Source organism: Leifsonia virtsii (assembly GCF_030433675.1).
In the GTDB taxonomy this organism is placed as follows: domain Bacteria; phylum Actinomycetota; class Actinomycetes; order Actinomycetales; family Microbacteriaceae; genus Leifsonia; species Leifsonia virtsii.
The window spans coordinates 943,746-963,436 of record NZ_JAROCB010000002.1 but is presented as its reverse complement, the minus strand read 5'-3'; the positions used below and the strand labels follow the sequence as shown (position 1 = coordinate 963,436).

The following is a 19,691-nucleotide window of genomic DNA, read 5'->3' as shown; positions in this document are numbered from 1 at the left end:
GGCGCCGGCCGCCCCCTAACGTGCTGCGCACAGGGGTGAGCCGCCGAAGGATCGGGCCATCGACCGCCGCACCCCGGAACCGGAGGGGGACATGACCGACATCGAGCTGCCGATCGGCCTCACGCCGCGCATCGGCGCGGAGTTCCACCTGGTGCGCTGGACGCGCGGGACGGACGAGTGGACGGCACAGACCATCCTCGCCGTCTACCTCTCCTCCACCCCCGAGGAGTGGGAGGTGGAGCACCTCGGCCGCCGGCTGAGGCTGCCGAGGCAGGAGTGGTTGCGGTTCATGCCCTGAGGGCCGGCCGCGGTCTGCGGATTCGGGCCCGCAGGCCGCGGTCGTCGTCTCTACGCGGGCACGTGCGCGCTGTACAGCACCCGCGGGGTGTCGGGCAAGCCGCCGAAGAGGGATGCGTCCTCGTCCAGCTTGAGCCTGCCTTCAACTCCTCGCTCGGCTCGCTCCCGCCGGCCCTGTGATCGCACGGCAGCGCCACCATCCACCCTGCAGGAGGCCGCCGGGCCGCCGACCGGGGCCCGCCGTCCGCGTCGGCCGCTGCCGCCGGAGCGCACCTGGCGTTCGTCGCCGGCGGCGTTCTGTCGCTGGTGGTCATCGCGCTCGCACTGCTGGTGCGGAAGCTGGCCGCGGTGCCGGCGCACTGAATTCACCCGTCTCGTCTCTGTGGAGGTCATCATGGAACGCGCACCGTCGCCCGCACCATCCGGACGCTGTTCGCCCGCCCGTCGGGCCGCCCGGTTCCGCCGCTGGCCCACGCGCTAAGCGCCCCGCACCGCTGATCCTTCTCCGGAGGTCGCCATGACCGATCGCGCCACCATCGACCGCATCCTGACCGCGAACCGCTACTGCGTGCTGGCCACCGCCGATGCCTCGGGACGCCCGTGGGCGACGCCGGTGTTCGTCGCCCCGCTCGGCGACGACCGGCTGCGCTGGGTGTCCGGCGCGGACGCGCGGCACTCCCGGAACATCGCGTCTCGTTCGTCGGTCGCGGTCACCGTCTTCGACTCGACGGTCCCGGTGGGGAGCGCGGAGGCGGCGTACTTCGACGCCGCGGCCTCCCGTGTCCCGGCGGACGAGGTGGGTGCGGCCCTGCGCGCGCTCAACGACCGCCTCCCTTTCGGTCGGGCGCTCTCACCGGCTGACGTCGACGCGGGAGGCCCGATGGAGCTCTACCAGGCGCGGATCCTGCACCGGTACGTGCTGGTGCGCGGCGGCGACCCAGGGCACGGCAACGTGCTGGACATGTCGCTGGAGGTGTGAGGCCGCCCGTCAGTGGACGGCGTGGCCGGCGTCGCGGAGCAGCTGCTGCACATCGGCGAACCGGTCCTGCGGAACCAGCACGATGTCGCCGTCGTAGCTCGCGGCCGTCCACACCGGCACACCTCCCGCCGCAAGCGGCGTGACGATCACGGCGAGCATCCCCGTCGCCTCCGGCGAATGCGCGGCGTCGCCGTTCCAGAGGGCCACCCAGGTGTCCGCGGCCGCGGAGTCGTCGCGCCGCATCCGGGCGCCGCCGTCGGGGCCGTGCACGGTGGCGAGCACCTCGGTCTGCGGGGCGTCGGTGGTCAGGCGCTCGAGGACGTAGCGGCCGTCGAGGATGCGGAGGGTCTGGAGGTCGGCTGCAGACATGTGGGCAGGGTTTCATCGATTGGAGACCGTGTCCAGGCCGTGCCGGACGGCGCTAATTCGAGGCACGAGCGATGCTTCCAGTGCCCTGTCGTGGGGATTGCAGGCATTACCTGCATTTCATAGCGTCGAAGCATGCCCAACATCACACCTGCGCAACTTTCTCTCGAGCTCAACGTCAGCCAGAAGCGGATTAGAGGCATCCTGCGCGAGCTCTACGGGACGCTGCCGGAGGCTACGACGCGATGGATGCTGACAGATGAGCAAGCAGAAAAGGTAAGGGCGCGCATCGGACGATCGGCCCGCGCGGAGCCGGCCGTCTGGACGCTTGAACCCGGAGACACCGTCCATCGCCGGGCGCTCCACGGTGCGTACAACGGCAGCCGCCAGAACGGGATCGTGACTCTCAAGACGCTGCCCGACATCTTGGTGTTCACCGATGTTAGAAGCGGCTCGGCCTTCGGTTACCACCTGTTCGAAGGCCTTCAAGAAGACGGTTCATATTCATACACGGGGGAAGGCCAGCGCGGCGATCAGCAGCTCACGCGCGGCAACCGCGCGCTAGCCGAATCCGGGTCCAGCGGGCGACCGATTCGCCTCTTCACCGTCCAGGGCACGTCGGTTACGCATGTCGGGGAATTTGCGACCGGCGATCCCACCTACTGGGAAAGAACCATTCCTGACGTGGACGGGAACCCGCGCACCGGCCTGATCTTCAACCTGGTTCCGGTGGACGCGGCCATCACTCTCCTTGCGCCGGAATCCGCACTGAAGGCTCCACGAGCGGATATTGAAGCATGGACGCCTCCGAAAACTAGCGACGTTGTGGTCGCTGTTGCAGCTCCAGAGGTATCAGCTGATCGAGTAGTCTCACGCCTGGAATTCGCCCTCCAGTCAGACTTTGGCACCTGGCTGCGGGCCGGCGGTGACGAACCTCGGCGCTTGAGGCTGACCTCGCACGGTGCGACGATCGAGCCGGATCTATACGTGGAGTCCCGCGGATGGATCGTGGAAGCCAAGAAGTCTTCCGGCCGGGAGTACGTACGAACCGCGATCGGCCAGGTACTCGATTACGTGCATGTAGCCGAGCAGGCGGGAAGGTCTGCGACGCCTGTAGTGCTGCTGCCCTCTCGCCCGACGCCGGATCTCGTGGAGCTGCTGGGGCGGCACGGCATCACGTTGGTTGTTCGACACGACGACGAGTTCGAGATCGTGTCGTCCGGGTTTTAGGCTCGCTCACCGGGCTGGGCGTAGTCGCTCTCGTCCTACGGCTCGTCTTCCTCCATATTGAGCGCAAGGATCGATAGTCAGCCTCGGAGGACTGGAGTGCGCGCCTTCACGGGCGAACTCGCACGCTCCGCCCCGCGAACGTAACGACGTCCCCCACATGCAGCTGACGCCCGCGTCGACGATCTACTTCCCCATTTACAGTGACGAAGCCGTCGATGATGGCTTCTTTCACGTTCCCTCCCGAGTCGAGGAGCCCAGCAAACTTCAGGAACTGGCCGAGGCGAATGACGTCGCCGCCGATCGGTACGTCTTCGATGCGGCCAGAGTTAGTCATGCCGGAATGCTAGCCGACCAAGCGGGCGTGCCCGAGTCGCCGCGGTCCCGCGTCAAGCCACGGGAAACGCTCACGACGAATGCAGGTCCTTACATTGCCACCCGAAAACACCAAGCCGCATCTCCTGTCATGTGCGGCGACGATCACCACTAGAGGGACTCGAAAACTGCGACCACCCTTTAATCACCGTTCGCCTGGTGCCAAAAACCGCGGAATTCCGCGCTTTTCGACCCCGGAGAGATGACTGCGATCACATAGAAACTCACTCGGTTGTGGGCAAATTGTGGGCAAATTTCGTCCTGCCGAAATCTAGTACTTGCGACTTGGCGAACGATTTGGTGAGGCCTAGTCGTGACCAGGCTGCTACCTCAGGCGCCCCAGCGCTAACGGATCCGAGGCGGCCTTTGCCATGTGCAAGCCGATGCGCTGGCTACTCGACCGCGACTGGGCGACGCGGCGAACGTCGGGCGCCAATCTTTCGGCTCGGGCGGATGACATAACTAAGCATCTCACTCGCTCGTTTGTTCGGGGAAGCCAGCGTCCTCCGAACGACTGGCCTACCACATCCCTTGCAGATGACCCTGCTCGGCTGCCGGGGTCGCTTCTAGGCTTCACCCAGACCGTTCTGGGAGCCGGCACCGCGACCACACTTGCTTTCCGCCAGATCACCGAATCTTGACCGGTAGCTCAAGAGCGTCGCCTTGCCCGTAACGTCGCGGCCCGCACCAGGGGCAGTCTTGATCCTGCCGAGCACCATCCAAGTTGTACTCGCCGTGGAGGGCGTCGACGGTGACCCAGTCGGGAGTAATCGCTCGCCGCGCCAGTCCAACGGTTCGCATCAGCCATTCGTTGACTGCGATGCTTGCGGCCACGGCGTTGAGCGCAATGACGCTGGGGGCGTGGACGTCTGCGTCGTCCACGTATCTCTGACGCTTGCGTTCGGCCGGAGGAGTGGCTTCTTGGGTGAGTTTGGTCGATGAGATCAACCCGTTGCAGCGAAGGCAGGTTTGGCCGGGTTCGATGAGCCTGCTGACGGAGTACACCGCCGCGACGTCGCCCGCGCCCTCTACTTGGGCTTTCGCGCCGACCTGGGTCACGGGGATCAGGTATTGATGGGCTATCGCGTTGACGAGGAGCCTGGCTGTATGAGAATCGGCGGCGAGAAAGATATGGTCGCAGTCAGTCAACTGTTTCCACACGCCGGCATCTTCGACGTTGGAGCGGACGATGTCGACGCGGGCGTGCCGCGATGCCTGCTTCGCGACTCGTTTCCCGATCCTCACCTTCGGGGCGGTGAGGCGCCCGCCGAGCTGGCGCATCCAGGCTGGACGGTCTTCGCCGGTAAGCCACGTGTGCGCATCGAATCTGGTAGCGCCGACGACGCGGGAGAGGTTGGAGGTTTCGATCCGGTCAGCGTCAATCAGAATGAGGTGTCCGACGCCGAGGCGGGCGACTTCCTCGTTGATGAGCGATCCGGCTCCGCCAAGCCCGATGATGGCGATTTTCTGGCGGCGGAGGATGTCCTGACCAGCAGCCCCAAACAGGAGCGCCTGCCGGTTGTACGCCGGCAGCGCCGCCTGCCGGGCGCGCGGGGCGGGGTACAGTTCTCGGCGGAAGGGGCCGGCGATAACCAGTTTCTCGAGCGGGCGCCTTGCCCCGTCAGCTGTCCAAATGTCACCGGCGACGGCATTTTTGGCGAATACGAGCGCGCCGACGGCTGGCGCGCCGGTGATCTGCAGCAGTGCCGGATAGCTGCGCTCATGGGATCCCAGGTCAATGTCCGAGAACTCCACCTCGTCGTCGCCGCCGTGGTTGTGGACGGCGACGTAGACGGAGTTGTCCTCAGCGAACCGAAGGGCCTGTCCCGTGATGAAGTCTGCGGTAAGCCGTCGGTACGAGCTCGTGCCGGGGACATAGTCGCGGCCGTCGACGGCACGGATCACCTCACGGACGAGAAGTCGGCTTCCGGCGATACCGCAGCGGAGAACAGCTCCGTGCTCGTCGCGATCGCCGGGGAAGATGTGAGCGTTGAGCTCGGCCCAGTGGGCTCCGCTGATGGTCATTGTCCAGCTCATTGCTGCTCCAACCATCGCAGCACTTTGAGGAGCTTCCCGGCAGCGTTGTTCCACCCGCTTTGAAGGCCACGGGTGGTACGGGACAGCTGTGTCGACGGGATGGTCCCGTCCGGGCCACACATGACCTGCTGGAAACCGTGCTCGGCCCGCAGTTCAGCGCCGTCCCTACGGCGCAGATCAGGGGCGATGAAGAGCGGGTAAATGTCCGCTTCCGGGTAGGTGAACGGGATCCGGAACCGCACCCACGTCTGTTCGACCGTGAACGCAGCCCCAATACTGACAGGGTCGATGAGGACCCACGCGCCGCCGTCTCCGGTCTCCTCCGCGACGACTGAGGAATCCGGGAACGAAGCGCGCAGCTCGTCGATCGCACGGCTGACATCGGAAGTGAATGTCATGAGTTGTTGTCGTTGCCCATCGCAGCGAACTCGGACTCCTTGTTCACCTCGACGGTGTCGTGGTCGCCGACCACGTCACGACGGCCGTTGTGCTTGACCTCGAAGAGAACGAAGTCCAGCTGGATGGCGACCCCCTGAGCGATCGCCGCTTCTTTCAGTTCGATGCCGGTGTACCTGCGCTGCTGGAGAGTGATGTGCTGCTTGTTGAACAGCACGGTCACGTCCTTCGCGTGCGCCTTGTTTCCGACCTGCTCGGTGTGGGTCATGTGTTTGTGTTCCTTTCATGAGGTGTGCGGCTCCACGATTGAGGCCGCAAGTGGGCGGCGCGGTGCTGCCCTATGATCTGCAGACCGGTCGGTCTGCTGAATGGTTGCCGCCCGAGAAGGGGCAGGATGTCTGCTTCCACCGGTTCGTCGCCGATGACGGATGAGCGCGATCCGGTTCCGGATGATCTTGACGGCGTCGCGGAGTTCGGAGACGGTGGTGACTACGGGCAGGCCAGCGCCGTGTCGCGCGGTGTGATCGAGGTGCCGGCGGTAGAGGGCGACGAGCGCGACGATCAGGGCGGCGACACTCAGCCAGAGGAGGATGGTCCCTGCCCATAGTTCGACTCGGGAGCTCGGGGCGATGACATCGCTAACGCCCATCCAGGCGAACGCGATCACGTAGAAGGTCGCCATCCCGATCAGCGGGGCTCGCAGTCCAAGGGGTGCCCCGCTCTGTAGGTAGCGGGCGGCGTTGAACCGAGCGTCGTCACGCAGTCGAGCTGGCGTTGCCTGAGCGGTCGCCGGACGGAGGGCCGGAACTGCGGTTGCGCCTGCGGCTTCGAGCGCGGTGGCCAGCTCGAGAGAGGTACGTGCTCGGTCTGCGTACTTCCGGCCAGGCATCCGCCGCGCCTGAATCAGCGCAAAAATCGGCACCAGGACAGCAAGCGCCTGGAGGGCGCGGTCGAAGATCTCAGCCATTTTGAGACCGCTTAGCCGCGGGGCGGAAACGGGTCGTCGCCGTAGGTCCGCTCGTCTTCGATGGCCCCGTCCTGCCGGTGGATGAGCAGCTGGCTCGGCTGGTTCGCCCGAGCAGCGGCGACACCTGCATCGATCGCCGCCTGCTTCGCCAGGTGGTTGGACACCGTCGCCCCGAGATGGGTGAGTCTCCACTGCGTACCGTTTGGGACGACGTCCCACCGCTTCCTCGTCATGACCTTCTCCCTCTCCGGAACACTCCCGGTTCCATACCCACTTGTGCAGATTCTCGAACAGTGTTGGATCTTTCCAACACTCCTGTCTGTGCCAGATTAGCTTCACTGTTCGAAACGTGCAACACATCGAACGCGGTGGGTCGGATTTGATTTCGGCATGCTCAGCACTCCCGAGAAGATGCGGATCGCGGAGCCCCCAACAGGGACCTGTCACTAAACCGAGTTACTGTTGCAGAATTGGAACAGTCAGATAGCCAGTTAAATTAGCCCGACGGCCCGGTAAGCGAACCGTCCTGCGTATCCAACAGAGCAGATCAGAGCAGAGCAGATTAGAGCGGATCCAGTGAAAACACGCATCGATGTAGAAGGTCTGTACGCGGCGCTCGATGCGACCCGTCGCGCTAACGGCCTTTCGTGGCGCACTCTCGCGAAGGAAGTGGGCGTTGGCCCATCGCTGTTCTCCCGCATGGCAAACGGCTACAAACCAGATGCAGACAGTTTCGCCACAATAGTGGACTATTTGAACCTTGACGCGAACCAGTTCTTCACCGACCGGGACGACAACGCAGACCGCGAAGAACCGGAATTAGTCGCACAACTCGCACCGCTACTTCGAGCACGAAAAGACTTGAAAGAGGCAGATGTCGAGTACATCGAAGAGATCATCTCCCTCACGCTCAAGAGAGCACGAGCCGCCGTCAACGAATGATCCACGGGTTCAAGGCTCATGCGAAGCGGCTCGCACTCGAGGTTCGTGACGAACTAGGCCTCAAGCTTATGGATCCCTTCGACCCATACGAACTGGCGGCCCTATACGGCATCCAAGTGATTGCAACCAGTGCCCTCCTTCCCGAGCGCCTCCCAAAGGACGCTGTTTCCGGTGCGCTCGTTCCAAATGGCACCGGTGCTGTCATCATCGATAACGACTTCGAACCGTCAACCCGACGCCGGCTCACCACGAGCCACGAGATGTCGCATGTTGTCCTCGAGCATGAGTTCCCGGCGTCACTGGTCGACGAAAAGGGCTGTCGCACCCGCGTCGGCGACCAAGAAGACGAGGCCACCTACCTCGCCGGGGAACTCGTCCTCCCGTACGATGCCGCCGTGAAACTCGCGTGGCAAAACGCGCCGGACGAAATCGTCGCCCGTGATTTCGGGATCAGCGTGCGCGCCGCCGCTTGGAGGATGAACTCGACCGGCGCGCGCAAGATCGTAGCGCGAGCGCGCGCCAGCCGATGGGGACAACCTTAGCCTGCAAATGCTACGGCGTTTGGACCCGAATACTGCTCGTTAAACATCAGCTGGCTTCAGCAAAAGTGCTGATCAGTCGAGTGATTTCAGCGACATTAGATCTCCACGAATCACTCGTAACCTCGTACGATTGCGGGCAAAAAACGTGGGCAAACGCCGGCGCTCGCGTCATGACATTGGCACGATCTGGTTCTCGAGGAACGAGATCTCGTCGGTGTCGAGGCCATACTTCGCGTAGAGTTGCGCATCGATCTCCGCGCCCGTCTTGGTCCAATCGATGTCCGAGGCCTTCGTGAAGTCTTCTGCGGGGACAAACTTCCAGGTGCTTCGCGGGTTGTGCTGCGTCACCTTCAGCACGTATAGCATCGCGCGCGCAAACTTCGTCTTCACGTACGCAAAGCACGCCTGAGCTTCTGACTCAGTGTCGAACGCGCCGATAGTCAGGAACGTCTGCGTAACACCGATCTTGGGACCGAGGACCTGGGGAGCCGCCATCTGCCCCAATTTTTTTGACTCGTTCGCAGCAGGTACGGCGACTTTGAACTTGTTGAATCCCTCCGGTCCGGTGACGAACGCGCTTCGAATCCAGCGGAGCACTCTTTTGTTCTTGATTACACCGAGGAGTTGGACATACTCGTGACCGTCTTGGGGCCGCTCTTCGGAGTACAAGAAAGAAAGATTCTCGAATGTCTTGGTATTGATCTTGAATTGTTCCCCTGACGGCATCAGCCCTAGCGCCTGCGGAAAGGCTTCGTGCATTGCGGCGGTGTAGCGGTAGGAGCGCGAGCTAGTCATGTTGAGGGCCTCCAGCGGCTTGAAGCCATGCTCTGCAACCTTATGGACAATCCTGTTTAGCTCTGGGTACTCAGTGAATGTGCCGACGGGCTCGCCCTTGCGGGCAGCATCTCGGTAGGTGACTGCAATACCTGCTCGGATCTTTGTACCGGGGAAGAGCTCAGAGCTGTCGCGAACATATATCGGTACCGTCAGGTGTGGATCCGATAGCATCTTCTCGTTCCACGCCTTGGGTGTATAGCCGGCATTGAACAAGAATCGGGCGGGCGTAATAAGCACAACCTTTTCCCCGACCTCGTAGGCCGCATCCATGAACCGGTTGTAGATCGGCATGTTGTGTGTCGCAGAGCCCGTGGCTTCCTCCTGGTAAGGAGGATTGCCAATGACGACATCGAACTTCTTGGCCATTTCAGTTGCCTTCCAGCATCTCATCCACTACTCGCTCGCGTTCTTCGGAGGTCATAGTGGCGAGGTTTTTGACCCGGAAATGACCCGAGCTCTCTAGCCACATCCGTCGCTCCGCCACACCACCACTGACGGCCTCAAGTGTGATGTCGTGCAAGATCTGATTGGGGCTCATCTCGAATACCTGGCGGGTCAGGATGTGTCGGAGCCGCTCGTCTGAGTCCGGCATTGCTTCAGTCAGTCCAGCGTCGAGTCTCCGGACGATCTCCATGCAGAACATGCCAGCTGTAGAGAACAGGTCGGCGAAAGTCTTACTGGAGTCGGAGAAGATCCCTGGATTCTCCGTCTCTAGCACGTCGCACATCATCTGCACGACACGCTTCGGAGTGAATACCAACGAAGTCTTCTGCTGCGGGATGTACCCAAAGATGTCCTCGGTCAGCGCTGGATCGAAATAGTTTGCGAGCTCAGCCTTCTTGTTCAGGAACTCCTGGATCGCCTGGTTAAATACCGCTTCATCGAACAGTCCTGGGACTCGGCTAAGCTCGCCGGTCTGCGGGTCAATGACATCCCTACCGTCGCGGAGTTTGCGGAACTCCTCTTCGCTGATCCCGGTAATCTCAGCGAACACGTCGTCGGGGGTGTAATCGTCAAAGTCCGCAAGGGTGGTCTCCCGTTTGCCGTACGCCATGAGAAGCATCGGGATAGTACGGGCGAATCCGCGCAAATGATCTCGAGCGTCATCGAGGGTCTTATCGACCACTCTTTGCGCCTTCTTCGTCTCCTCACGCTTGACGACGGTTTCCGTCAACGTTTCGAGAGTGTCGTGAAGGATATCAAGAACTTTGGCGTCGAACTCGACTTTTGCCACAGCTCGCTTGGACTGAACCGCGTCAAATTCAGCCTCACTTGCCGCGGCCTTAGCTTCATCGTCGATGTGGCTGATAGCGATCTGGTGCTCGACGTAGGCGCGTTCGACTTTCGCCTGCACCAGGGCTTCCGTGGCCTTCTCATCGTTCTCGACCTGCTTGGCCGTCATGCTGTACTCAGCGGCCACTGCGGTGCGTGTCGGGCGGGCCTTTTCTGTCACGATTGCGGCGATCTGCTTAGCCGCCTCGGATGCCTTTACTGCGGTGGGGTCGACTTCGGGCACGTCTACAGTCGAATAGATCGGTTTGCCGAGCTGGGCCACCTTTGGGTTGATAACCGTCTCGATATTCACCACCACGTTACCTTCGAGGTCAGTGACGGGCGGCGGAGTCGGCATTTCGACCGCTTTGCCCTTATCGACCTTCTTCTCTTTGGCGACGGGCAGCTGATCGAGTATGTCTTTGAAGTGCTCGACGGCCCGGAAGATGCCCGCAACGTTTGCAAACAGGAGGTTCGAGAGGAATCCCCGTCGCACGACCTCCCGCGCTTTGAATACCTGCGGAAACGTAAGTACCTGATCGGCGTCGAGCTCGATCATCCGGCCCTCGGTGTCCTCACCCAGGATGGGGAAAAAGTTGAGCAACCGCTTAATATTTTGTCTACGCTGTCCGCCATCGATCGGCGGATGCGGGGCAAGGTTGTTTGCGAAGGCGTCAAAGATCGTCAGGGTGCGTTCCGGTGCGAAGTCGAAGATGTAGGCGTTTTCCTTCTGGAGCACTTTATTGCCCCGCGTGAACGTGCACGGGTTCTGCGACCGGAACGCCGCCTGCATGTAGAGCGCCGGACTGGCAAGGTTCGACAGCATGATGACAGCCGTCCATTCGGGCACCGTAACGCCGGTAGTTAACTGGCCGACCGACAGGGTGATCGTCTTGCCGCCCTCGGCCTCTGCCTTGGCGATCGCGGCGCGGACCTTGTCGAGTGACTTTCCGACAGTCACCGGGTCATCGGCGTCCTCGTCCAGTCCGCCGTCGTCATCGACATGGGGTCGACCGTCGCCGGCGGCAAGGATGATGGTGTAATCGCGGAACACATCGTGGGCCTTGAGAAGCTTTTCGAGTGCCTTGGCAGACGCGACGCGGTTAAGTAGCCAAAACGAGTGCCTGATTTCGTCGCGCAGCTTTGGTGTAGAGAAGGGATACTTCTCGCTCGCCGTCAGAGCGTCGAGGAACCTAATGACGTCGGCCTCGTAGGTGAAATAACCATTGTCCTTGGTGGAAAAGAACTCCGCCAGATCGAACGTATAGTCGACATTCCCGGCATCTTCTTCGAGCGCCACTCCCGCGGCGAGTTTGTCTCTGACCATGCGAGAGAGCTGGTAGGTCAGCAGGTTGAGGGTCGGAAGCTCGGCGTAGGGGTTGTCCTGGCCAACATTGTTGGAGTGGTGTGCCCACGACTCCTTCGCGCTCTGCTCGTCCTCGTATGTCCAGTTGAATATCTGTTCTGGGTTGCTGAACTTCCCCGATGCCAACGCCTTGAACGGTGTACCCGACAGGTGGAGCGTGTGGGTGCGCTTGATCTGTTTGAACGCAACGTCCGTCTTAGTGGTGTCGATCCCCTCGTGGGCTTCATCGATCACAAGTAGGTCCCACTCGGCATCTGCGATGTGCTTGAGCTTGTTGAGCGAGCCGCCAAAGTACTGCGAGCCCTTCAGATCCTGCAGCGAGACGAACTCGATGATGCGCGGATCTTGATCCAGGTGTTCCGCGCCATAAGCCCGCCACTGTTCCCGAGTCATCGGGGTGCGCTGTCCAAGCGACGGGGAATCGGAGACGAATTGGTAGGAGGTTTGATGCGCTATGAAGCGCTGGTAGTCATCGAACCACGAGTTGGCGATTGCTGGCCGATTGGTAACAATCAGAACGCGCCTAGCGTCCATCTTCCGTATTAGGTCGTAGGTCGTAAGCGTCTTGCCGAATCGCGGCTTGGCGTTCCACAGGACCTCGCTGGCGCCGACCGTCGCGCCGAACGCGTTTATCGCTTGGGCCACAGCCCGCTGCTGCTCCGGACGAAGATCGTAATTTCGGGCAACCACGCTCTGCGGTGCTGAGAATTTCTTCTTGGTGAAGTCGCTGAAATAGTCATCAGAGGCTTTAGGGGCGCTTGCGAACTCGTGCCACTCGGTGCGCGGACTCAGCTCGCGCTGGATTCCCTGCTGGCGCAGGAACTCGTGGAAGTCGCTATCGCGGAATGTGCCGCCATCCTCGGTCACGAATACCGCCTGGTAAGCCCAGACCTTTTCTTTCGTGATACCGAGTTGACTCGCCTGCTGCGCAATGCGCTTGTCAGCTGATTCCTGCTCGGTGTAGCCGATCTTTTCCCAGCCCTCATACTTCGGTATGTCCGGGGTCCGCCACGAATAGATGAGTGGAATTATCTCGCGGAAAGTACGAATATTCGGGCTAGCCACCGGCTCTCACTTCTTCGTGCACATGGTCAATGCGGCAGGAAACATATCGGACAGGTTCAACCAGGTAATCGAACAGGTCTGGCGCGGGTGCGCTCGCGCGCAGGGAGTTGAATGTGAAAGGCTCTCGCACGACCATGCCGGGGTCGCTTTCGTCGCGGATCCACCAGGACAGCGCTATCTCCTCGCCGAGCCAGTCCAGCCCGGTTAGCGTGTTCCCACAGACGATGTTCGAGTTGACAAGGAAGGTCGCAGCGCGCATCAGGTCGGTGTCGGGACTCAAAAAGACATCGCGGCTGGTGTGGAAATGCGCGAACTCCTCAAGCATCGCGGCCTTGGCATCCTGATGATTGTCTTCAAGCAGCTCTATGCCGTAGATCGAGGCGAGGGCAAACAAGGACTCGCGACCCCACAGATCTTTCGCCAGGCGCCGTTCTATTAGCCGGAGCTTCCGCTGAAGGATCGCGATCAGGAAGTTCCCGTCGCCTGCCGCCGGTTCGAGGAACGTCTTGTCAACGAACTGCAGATCCTCGCTGACCAGATCGAGCATCTGGTCGACCATGCTGCGCGGTGTGAACACCTCGCCGTGTGCCTTGACTCGAGCGCGCGACTTCACCAACACCTCCTGGTCGATCGCCCACATTCTGAAGTCTCCTGTACTACGTCCGGGATGCGCTCCACCGGGTACGGTCAGGCTACAGGGCAGGCCGGTTCGGCAACCGTCGCCGCGTCGATTCAGCGCGTTTCGTTACCTTACCGGGGACGGCCGACATCGATCGAGAGTCGTCCGGCCGCTGGGTCGTGCGGGTGGTGGGGCCCGGCAGAGTCAGAGTTTGCGGCTCCCTAACTTGGCGCGGAGCTAAGGAACTCAACGTAAGAAATAAACCAACCTAGATGGGCCCAAAGTCCAGTGTTCCGACGTATCACTGTGTGTCGGCTCGAATCCACCAATGCGCCGCGACCCATCGATGGGGCGGCGACGGAACACAGTGAGGGAGCGAACGAAGCGAGACCAGAACAGGAAGAGACCAATGACGGAGGACTACAGAGACAAGATGCCAAGGGTGAGCGATGGAAGAGACGTAGGCCAAGAGATAGGAACAAAGAGCGAATCAAGAGATAGAACGAAGAGTCAATGAACGAAGAGTCAATGAACGAAGAGTCAATGCACGTAGGCACTTAAGTGGAACGGATACTCATGTCTCAGGAGATCCAATCCCTCTGCCTCGATAGATCGGTGACACCACGGGCTGTCTAGGTGGGGACCCTTCTCTCCATCCCCTAAGGGATGAACCCTGTCCAGCCTGCTGATCCTCGCCATGAGCCGCTACCTGGCCGCCGACTGCTGATCGCGCTGGCACCCGCACCAAGGAGAGGTGATCTGGAAAGTGGTGTCGGCCGTGAGCCTTTTAAACGGTGAGCTCAGTTACTACCCCCACAACGCGGTGATGAGCGGACGGCCGCCCACTGAAAGACTTGACGGGTGCATTATGAGGATTTTGTCGAGATTTATCGTGAGGCGGGGGAACGGACAGGAGCGATCTGGGTTCGCGGCGAGCCGCGGCCCGACCTCGCGTTGACGATGGTTGTGTACCTGACGACAACCTACGAGTACTCCTCCGCAATGAAGACTCTGGAGACGCGGCGCGATCTTGGCGTCCCCAGAGAGCCGGCGAAAGCGCTCATGGCCGAGTTCGAGGCGGCGGCGCACGCGGCCGCCGTGACCGACGAGGCGACGGCGGAGGCCAACGCCCGCGCTTTCGCAATCGAGTTGGCGGAGCGCTCCGCCGAGGGAACACTTCGCGAAGAGTACCGGGCGGTCGTCGCGCGGCTCGGCGAGGAGCCGGTGATTACACGGGAGGCAGCGGCACGCTACTTGGAGTACTACAAACACGCGGATTTGAACTCCGGGATCCTCCAGCAGGCAGTGGAGGCCCGCGCCCGCGCGCGGCGGGAGATCAGCGCCGAGGCGGTCGCGCTCACTGAGCGGTTGTCCGCGGAGCCGAACCTCGTCCTGAGCAGGGTAGAGGGCGAGCTGCTCGCCGGCGAAGTCGGGCGGCTGATCGGTCCGCTGCTCGGCGCCTCTCGGTACGAGGAGCGGCCGAAGGCGTTGACTCAGGCTCTGGCGATCGTCAAGACAGTCGTCGTAGACCGGGCCGAGGGCTGGCGGGAGTTCAACGTCGTCTCCGAAAGCTGGCGCGACCTCGACCCAGGAGAGGTGGCCGAGAGGGCTGCCGAGGCGGCGCTCCGCGACGCCCGTTACCACTACTTGCGTGACTTTCCCGCCGGGGGCGCGCTCCCGTCCGACCCCCGCAAGGCCGAGGCGGAGGCGGAGCGACGCATCGCATTGCGCAAGGAGCACACCGACACCGCTCTGCGTACCGCGCTGCAGCTCCTCGAGCCGTGGGCCTCCGCTCTCAACGCGCGGCTCGCAGCGGTCGCCGACGAACAGCGACGGCGGATCGAGGCCGCCGAGGCTGAACTTGCGGCGCGGCAGGAGACGCTCAGCGCAGCGCCGCGCCCTCCCATGCCCCCGGCTCAGGAGTTCGGGGTCTCAGCCCGCGGCGCAGAGCTATGGTGCCAGCAAGCGCTCCTCGCGCTCGGCATACACGACGCTGTCGTCACCCGACAGTCGGCCGACGGAGGCCAGGACATCTACTCGGACGCGCACAGGCTGTCCGTCAGCGTCAAGAACTACGCCGGCACCGTCGATGTCATCGCGTGCCGCGAGATCTTCGGAGTCGCGGTCGCGCAAGGACGCCGGGCGCTGCTGATGACCAGCGGCGGTCTAACCCGCGACGCCGAGTCGTTCTGCTTGGCTGCACCGGTCGCGGTCATCCACTACGACGTCGCAGCGGCCTTGCTGCGCGGCTTGAACGATCTCGGGAGAGTCCTCGTCGACGCCGGCGCCCCAGCGATGGAGCAATGGCCACCGTCCGGTGCGGCTGGCATAACGCCTTTCGCTCACCTGGCCCCGTCGGGTCGACCGTAGCGCCAAATTGAGCAGCGTCCGATTCGGACTAGGTGCGCCAGCATTACGGCGCGGCCGATTGAGGCTTGAGGGCCTTTCCGCCGCCCGATCGTAGCTCGCTCCCGGTGCTCCGTGCCGGGCTTTCGCGGCGTAGCCTCCTCCGCTACGCTCCCCCGATACTCCACGGACCCGGCACTGCGCACCTTCCACTCGCTCTCGATCACTCGCCGAAAAGGCACTCAAACATGATCGACATTGGGAGTGAGCGAGATGCGGGTATTCATCATCGACGCCAGCAACATGGGCCCAGAACTGCACGGCGGACTCATCGGCGTGGAAGGTCCCTCGAACCTGGACGCGAGCGAAAAGCAGGAGTGCGTGGAGACCGTCAGCAGCTACGTGAAGGATGGGTGGGCAATCGCCGCCGACCCCCACACCCCGATCGGCTGGCTCGCCGCACTCACCGCGGAGACGGCATGCGTGCCCTTCATCAACCTGAGCCGGCTTGAGTTGCACGCGCCCCGGCTTCAGGAAACGCACCAATGACGTAGAGCAGCGAGCGGATCTCGGCCGTCTCGCAGGAGTACTCCGTGGCCGGCGACAGGAGCCGCGAGTGTCTCCAAGCACGAAAACATTCCTGCAAATTTCACGTTTGCGCGTCAAAACCGGCTGGGAAACACAACGTGTAGGTATGAGGGCATTCGATCCGACCCACGACAACGCGGCGCACGTCGCCGACGGTGTCGGTGGCATGCAGGAGCCTGGCGGTGCGATGGGGCACGGCGAAGCCGTGATTTGCCAGATAGGCGCCGGTGCGCGCTCAAAGCGTGCAAAAACAACCGGCGAACCGGAAGTACTAAGTAGAGGACCCCTTTTCTGACCAGGACAAGGCTGTCCAGGTTCGGGAGACGAAGGAGGTGAGTGCAGGTGCGAGGCGGAGTAGCCAGATGGAAGCGGGGACAGCAGTCTCACGGGGTCAAGCAAGCGGTCAACTACGCTTTCAGCGGCGTCTGTGACGCCACCCTCACCGCCAAAACCGCGGACGGCATCATCGCCGCCGCCGGCTACGCCGACGCGGTCATGACCCGGTACATCGTCGAGAACGGTGCCATCCGCGACGACCTCCTCACCCGCGACCAGCTAAAAGCCTGGGTCGACGGGCTCGACCCCCTCATCGGTGAGCGCCGCGGCCGGGACCTCGAGTCGCCCGTGGCGGATCTGATTCTGGATGCGACGATCAACGCCCCGAAGTCGTTCTCCATCGCCGCCATGATCGACACTGACCTCGCCGCCGCCTACGAAGATCTCCAAGACCGACTCCGCGATCGAATCATCAAGCTGTGGCAGTGCGAGCTCAACGCCCGCCGCGGCAAAGGCGGAGCCATCCGCGAGAACCTGGCGCGGATCGAAGTCGTCGAACTCCGACACGAACGCTCCCGGTCCCTAGATCCCCACAAGCACCGCCACCTCTGGCTGAATGTGAAGGTCCAAGGCGTGGACGGCAAGTGGTCCAACATCGACACCCGGGTCGCGCTCAGGTTCCAGAACGTGATCAACGCAGAAGGCGACCTCGCCTCCCGCACCGACCCCACCTGGATCACCGCGCTTGCCGCGAAGGGCTTCACACTCAACGAAGACGGGGAGATCACCCAGCTGCAGCACCTAGTGCGGCCGCTGTCCAAGCGGTCAGCGCAGATCGAAGCCAACAAGAGCGTCCGCTCCGCCTGGTGGAAGCAGCAGCACCCCGGGCAGGAGCCGTCCCACGATGTGCTCAGTCAGATCGACCACTGGGCGTGGGCGGTCGGCCGACCCAACAAGCCCGGCGACCTGGACGAAGACGGATGGGCCGAACTCGTCCGGGAAGAACTCCTCGCCGCCGACCCCGCGCTCGGTACGCATGGTTCGCCAATTTCAGTGCCACCCGTCGCCATTGACCACCTTGACATCAAGTTGCTGGCAGCCAAGGCCGTTGTTGACGCGGACGCTCGCTCGACCGGCAGCGGCGGTCGATTCAGCTGGATGGATGTGCGGGCCGGTGCGCTCCGAGCTATCGCCGGGACCGGCGTTGTCGCCGACCGCGATGCGCTCGCGAAGCTCGCTGAGGAAGTCGTAGCGCGATCCCGCACCGTGACGCTGATCTCCGAAACGGACGCGCCAAAGCACGTCAAGCACCTCATGGCGGTCTCCACCGCAACGCTAAAGGCCACACTGGCCCAGAAGGTCGACGCGTTCTCCGCGCCCGGACAGATCCTGGATACGGACGAGGTCGTCGCGATTGGTCGCGCAATCGAGCCTGACCGAGTTCTGGACGACGGGCAGCTTGATGGTGCTGCGGCCATAGGTGGCACGTCAAGCAGCGTCGTCGTCTCCGGCCCGGCCGGCACGGGAAAGACCACCATGCTCAAGGTCGCGGGCGCCGCTTTGCGGCGACGCGGCCGCAAGATGATCATCGTTGCACCAACCAGAAAGGCTTCCGCTGTCGCCGGACGCGAAACGATGAGCTCGTCGTCGTCCCTCCACCAGCTCCTTCACGATTTTGGATGGCGCTGGGCAGCTGACGCGTCCGGGGCGACCGTGTGGAAGCGCCTCTCGATCGGCGAGAGGGATCTGGTGACGGGCGCAATCTACAACGGCCCACGGATCCGCATCGATCCTGGTGACCGCATCGTCGTAGACGAGGCTGGCATGCTGGACCTCGACGCCGCGTCAGCCCTCCTCGATATCGCCCATGCCTCTGGCGCGGGAGTCGCTCTCGTCGGCGACGAGCAACAAGCGCTCCCGGTCGGGCACTCGGGCGCCATGGCGCTCTTCTGGCGCCGGTCACCTCAGCGTGTTGAGCTCACGACTACGCATCGATTCAAAGATCCCGAGTGGGCGGAACTCATGCTTCGACTACGGGATCCCGTAGACCAGGCAGCCATGTGGGGCGTGGCCACCGACATCATTCGTACCGAGCGCGCTGTGATGGCAGATAGCGACCTCGCCGCGCGCGCGGCGATGGTCGAAGGATGGTTCGACGCCGCACGCGATCGAGAGACGATATCCCTGGTCACGGCGACTCACGCTGAAGCGCAGGAGATTAGCGAAGCGATCCAGGCCCGCCGGATCGCTTCTGGCTCGATCTCCGTGGGCCGCTCGGTTTCCGGACAGGGTGGACAGACAATCTTTGTCGGCGACGTAGTTCAATCGCGTCGGAATGACTCAGTCGCCGACGTGCAGAACCGCCAGAACTGGATCGTAAAGACCATCAGCAACGACAGCGTCATCCTTGCCGCCAGCACCGATACGACCGACCTTAGGAAGGTCAGCCTCGACTACGCCGAGTCGCACATCCACCTCGCCTACGCCACAACGGTCTACGGGGTTCAAGGCGAGACGACCGACCGCTCCCTCGTTGGTCCGGGAGTTGACGCCGCGGGCCTCTATGTCGGTCTTACTCGCGGCAAGGAGCAGAACTCCGTCGTGCTCGTTGCCCCGACTGAAGACGCTGCGAGAGCAGAACTGGTCGAACTGATGCAACGCCGAACGATAGAAGAAACGATGGAGAAGTCTCAAGCGGCCGCCAGATCGGAACTGCGGCGCGCTGCCCAGTCATCCGCTGGACCGATCGTCGAGGCTCCTGTGCGGCACGCCGCTTCGGTTGGCATCGAATGATCAAGCTGAGGGCTCTACCGGGCGAGCCCCGTCGCCCACAGTTGGCGGCCCAGGAAATTGACGCCGTCCAATGTCCCGCCCCGCGGATCGAACCCGAATATCGCGATACCCAGCTGATCGGCGCGATCAATCGCTCCGGGACGAACGCCGCGACGAACAAAGATCAGTCCCCGACGTCCGTCGGACGTGACGAGCGACGCCGCACGCTCAACGAGTTCCGAGCCAATGTTCCCCCGCCCGTTCTCTACCCACCCGAGGTAACGAGAACCATACAGATCGCAGACCCGGTGCGATTCACCTCTGGCCACGACGGCGTCTATCTCACCGAGGTATCGCATCCACTCGGCGCAAAGCTCGACCGCTTCGTCGTCCGATGCTCCCCGCGGTCTTGGTTCTGGTGG

At 62.6% G+C, this 19,691-nt stretch carries 18 protein-coding genes; 8 read left to right on the top strand and 10 right to left on the bottom strand.

What is annotated here, in order from left to right; translation table 11 throughout:
* Positions 1–91 precede the first annotated feature (91 nt).
* Together P5G59_RS10645 and P5G59_RS10640 are read left to right on the top strand one after the other, a co-directional pair.
* Positions 92–298, top strand: a complete 207-nt coding sequence (locus P5G59_RS10645; protein WP_301218730.1) for a hypothetical protein — start codon at positions 92–94, stop codon at positions 296–298.
* Positions 299–814: 516 nt separating this feature from the next.
* Positions 815–1,276 carry a pyridoxamine 5'-phosphate oxidase family protein gene (locus P5G59_RS10640; RefSeq protein ID WP_301218728.1) on the top strand — a complete coding sequence of 154 codons (462 nt, stop codon included), beginning with the start codon at positions 815–817 and terminating at the stop codon, positions 1,274–1,276.
* A gap of 9 nt (positions 1,277–1,285) precedes the next feature.
* Here the strand turns inward: P5G59_RS10640 and P5G59_RS10635 are convergent, their stop codons facing one another.
* Positions 1,286–1,645 (bottom strand): ACT domain-containing protein, encoded by a 360-nt coding sequence (locus P5G59_RS10635; protein WP_301218726.1) that lies wholly within the window; start codon positions 1,643–1,645, stop codon positions 1,286–1,288.
* Positions 1,646–1,777: 132 nt separating this feature from the next.
* Between P5G59_RS10635 and P5G59_RS10630 the strand changes: the two genes are divergently transcribed.
* A complete protein-coding gene (locus P5G59_RS10630; RefSeq protein WP_301218724.1) occupies positions 1,778–2,872 on the top strand; it encodes an SRA domain-containing endonuclease in 1,095 nt (364 codons plus the stop codon).
* A gap of 106 nt (positions 2,873–2,978) precedes the next feature.
* Here P5G59_RS10630 and P5G59_RS10625 read toward each other — a convergent pair whose 3' ends face one another.
* From P5G59_RS10625 to P5G59_RS10600, 6 genes are all read right to left on the bottom strand, one after another.
* Positions 2,979–3,206 (bottom strand): RNA-binding S4 domain-containing protein, encoded by a 228-nt coding sequence (locus tag P5G59_RS10625; protein ID WP_301218722.1) that lies wholly within the window; start codon positions 3,204–3,206, stop codon positions 2,979–2,981.
* Positions 3,207–3,871: 665 nt separating this feature from the next.
* A complete protein-coding gene (locus P5G59_RS10620; RefSeq protein WP_301218720.1) occupies positions 3,872–5,269 on the bottom strand; it encodes a ThiF family adenylyltransferase in 1,398 nt (465 codons plus the stop codon).
* A gap of 8 nt (positions 5,270–5,277) precedes the next feature.
* Positions 5,278–5,679 (bottom strand): hypothetical protein, encoded by a 402-nt coding sequence (locus P5G59_RS10615; RefSeq protein WP_301218718.1) that lies wholly within the window; start codon positions 5,677–5,679, stop codon positions 5,278–5,280.
* Positions 5,676–5,945: a hypothetical protein gene (locus tag P5G59_RS10610; protein WP_301218716.1), complete on the bottom strand. Its 270-nt coding sequence runs from the start codon at positions 5,943–5,945 to the stop codon at positions 5,676–5,678. The genes P5G59_RS10615 and P5G59_RS10610 overlap by 4 nt, the downstream gene beginning before the upstream one ends.
* Positions 5,946–5,960: 15 nt before the next feature.
* Positions 5,961–6,644 (bottom strand): hypothetical protein, encoded by a 684-nt coding sequence (locus P5G59_RS10605; protein WP_301218715.1) that lies wholly within the window; start codon positions 6,642–6,644, stop codon positions 5,961–5,963.
* An 11-nt stretch (positions 6,645–6,655) separates the two neighbouring features.
* Complete coding sequence (locus tag P5G59_RS10600) at positions 6,656–6,877, bottom strand: DUF2188 domain-containing protein (protein WP_301218713.1); 222 nt, start codon at positions 6,875–6,877, stop codon at positions 6,656–6,658.
* A gap of 343 nt (positions 6,878–7,220) precedes the next feature.
* On the opposite strand from P5G59_RS10600, the gene P5G59_RS10595 reads away from it, so the two are divergent.
* On the top strand, positions 7,221–7,586 hold the full coding sequence (locus tag P5G59_RS10595) for a helix-turn-helix domain-containing protein (RefSeq protein WP_301218711.1): 366 nt from the start codon (positions 7,221–7,223) through the stop codon (positions 7,584–7,586).
* The gene (locus P5G59_RS10590; RefSeq protein WP_301218709.1) at positions 7,583–8,128 is read left to right on the top strand and encodes an ImmA/IrrE family metallo-endopeptidase; all 546 of its coding nucleotides are present in this window, start codon (positions 7,583–7,585) and stop codon (positions 8,126–8,128) included. Before P5G59_RS10595 ends, P5G59_RS10590 begins: the two co-directional genes overlap by 4 nt.
* A gap of 168 nt (positions 8,129–8,296) precedes the next feature.
* On the opposite strand, the gene P5G59_RS10585 is transcribed toward P5G59_RS10590, so the two are convergent.
* From P5G59_RS10585 to P5G59_RS10575, 3 genes are read right to left on the bottom strand one after another with little or no spacing between them, the layout of a single operon-like run.
* On the bottom strand, positions 8,297–9,331 hold the full coding sequence (locus P5G59_RS10585) for an Eco57I restriction-modification methylase domain-containing protein (protein ID WP_301218707.1): 1,035 nt from the start codon (positions 9,329–9,331) through the stop codon (positions 8,297–8,299).
* A 1-nt stretch (position 9,332) separates the two neighbouring features.
* Entirely contained in the window at positions 9,333–12,668 is a 3,336-nt protein-coding gene (locus tag P5G59_RS10580) for a DEAD/DEAH box helicase (protein WP_301218705.1), read from the bottom strand.
* Positions 12,661–13,308 (bottom strand): DNA methyltransferase, encoded by a 648-nt coding sequence (locus P5G59_RS10575; protein ID WP_301218688.1) that lies wholly within the window; start codon positions 13,306–13,308, stop codon positions 12,661–12,663. Before P5G59_RS10575 ends, P5G59_RS10580 begins: the two co-directional genes overlap by 8 nt.
* An 840-nt stretch (positions 13,309–14,148) precedes the next feature.
* Between P5G59_RS10575 and P5G59_RS10570 the strand changes: the two genes are divergently transcribed.
* The 3 genes from P5G59_RS10570 to P5G59_RS10560 all read left to right on the top strand — a co-directional run bounded on the left by P5G59_RS10570 (position 14,149) and on the right by P5G59_RS10560 (position 19,290).
* On the top strand, positions 14,149–15,657 hold the full coding sequence (locus tag P5G59_RS10570) for a restriction endonuclease (protein ID WP_301218686.1): 1,509 nt from the start codon (positions 14,149–14,151) through the stop codon (positions 15,655–15,657).
* 240 nt (positions 15,658–15,897) lie between these two features.
* Positions 15,898–16,182 (top strand): hypothetical protein, encoded by a 285-nt coding sequence (locus P5G59_RS10565; RefSeq protein ID WP_301218684.1) that lies wholly within the window; start codon positions 15,898–15,900, stop codon positions 16,180–16,182.
* Between the two features lie 375 nt (positions 16,183–16,557).
* Positions 16,558–19,290, top strand: coding sequence for an AAA family ATPase (locus P5G59_RS10560; RefSeq protein WP_301218682.1), 2,733 nt, complete (start codon positions 16,558–16,560; stop codon positions 19,288–19,290).
* The last annotated feature ends 401 nt before the right edge of the window (positions 19,291–19,691 follow it).

Coding starts and splice junctions, on each gene's coding strand:
- P5G59_RS10645 (WP_301218730.1), top strand. CDS start 92: ATGACCGACATCGAGCTGCCGATCGGCCTCACGCCGCGCATCGGCGCG.
- P5G59_RS10640 (WP_301218728.1), top strand. CDS start 815: ATGACCGATCGCGCCACCATCGACCGCATCCTGACCGCGAACCGCTAC.
- P5G59_RS10635 (WP_301218726.1), bottom strand. CDS start 1,645: ATGTCTGCAGCCGACCTCCAGACCCTCCGCATCCTCGACGGCCGCTAC.
- P5G59_RS10630 (WP_301218724.1), top strand. CDS start 1,778: ATGCCCAACATCACACCTGCGCAACTTTCTCTCGAGCTCAACGTCAGC.
- P5G59_RS10625 (WP_301218722.1), bottom strand. CDS start 3,206: ATGACTAACTCTGGCCGCATCGAAGACGTACCGATCGGCGGCGACGTC.
- P5G59_RS10620 (WP_301218720.1), bottom strand. CDS start 5,269: ATGACCATCAGCGGAGCCCACTGGGCCGAGCTCAACGCTCACATCTTC.
- P5G59_RS10615 (WP_301218718.1), bottom strand. CDS start 5,679: ATGACATTCACTTCCGATGTCAGCCGTGCGATCGACGAGCTGCGCGCT.
- P5G59_RS10610 (WP_301218716.1), bottom strand. CDS start 5,945: ATGACCCACACCGAGCAGGTCGGAAACAAGGCGCACGCGAAGGACGTG.
- P5G59_RS10605 (WP_301218715.1), bottom strand. CDS start 6,644: ATGGCTGAGATCTTCGACCGCGCCCTCCAGGCGCTTGCTGTCCTGGTG.
- P5G59_RS10600 (WP_301218713.1), bottom strand. CDS start 6,877: ATGACGAGGAAGCGGTGGGACGTCGTCCCAAACGGTACGCAGTGGAGA.
- P5G59_RS10590 (WP_301218709.1), top strand. CDS start 7,583: ATGATCCACGGGTTCAAGGCTCATGCGAAGCGGCTCGCACTCGAGGTT.
- P5G59_RS10585 (WP_301218707.1), bottom strand. CDS start 9,331: ATGGCCAAGAAGTTCGATGTCGTCATTGGCAATCCTCCTTACCAGGAG.
- P5G59_RS10575 (WP_301218688.1), bottom strand. CDS start 13,308: ATGTGGGCGATCGACCAGGAGGTGTTGGTGAAGTCGCGCGCTCGAGTC.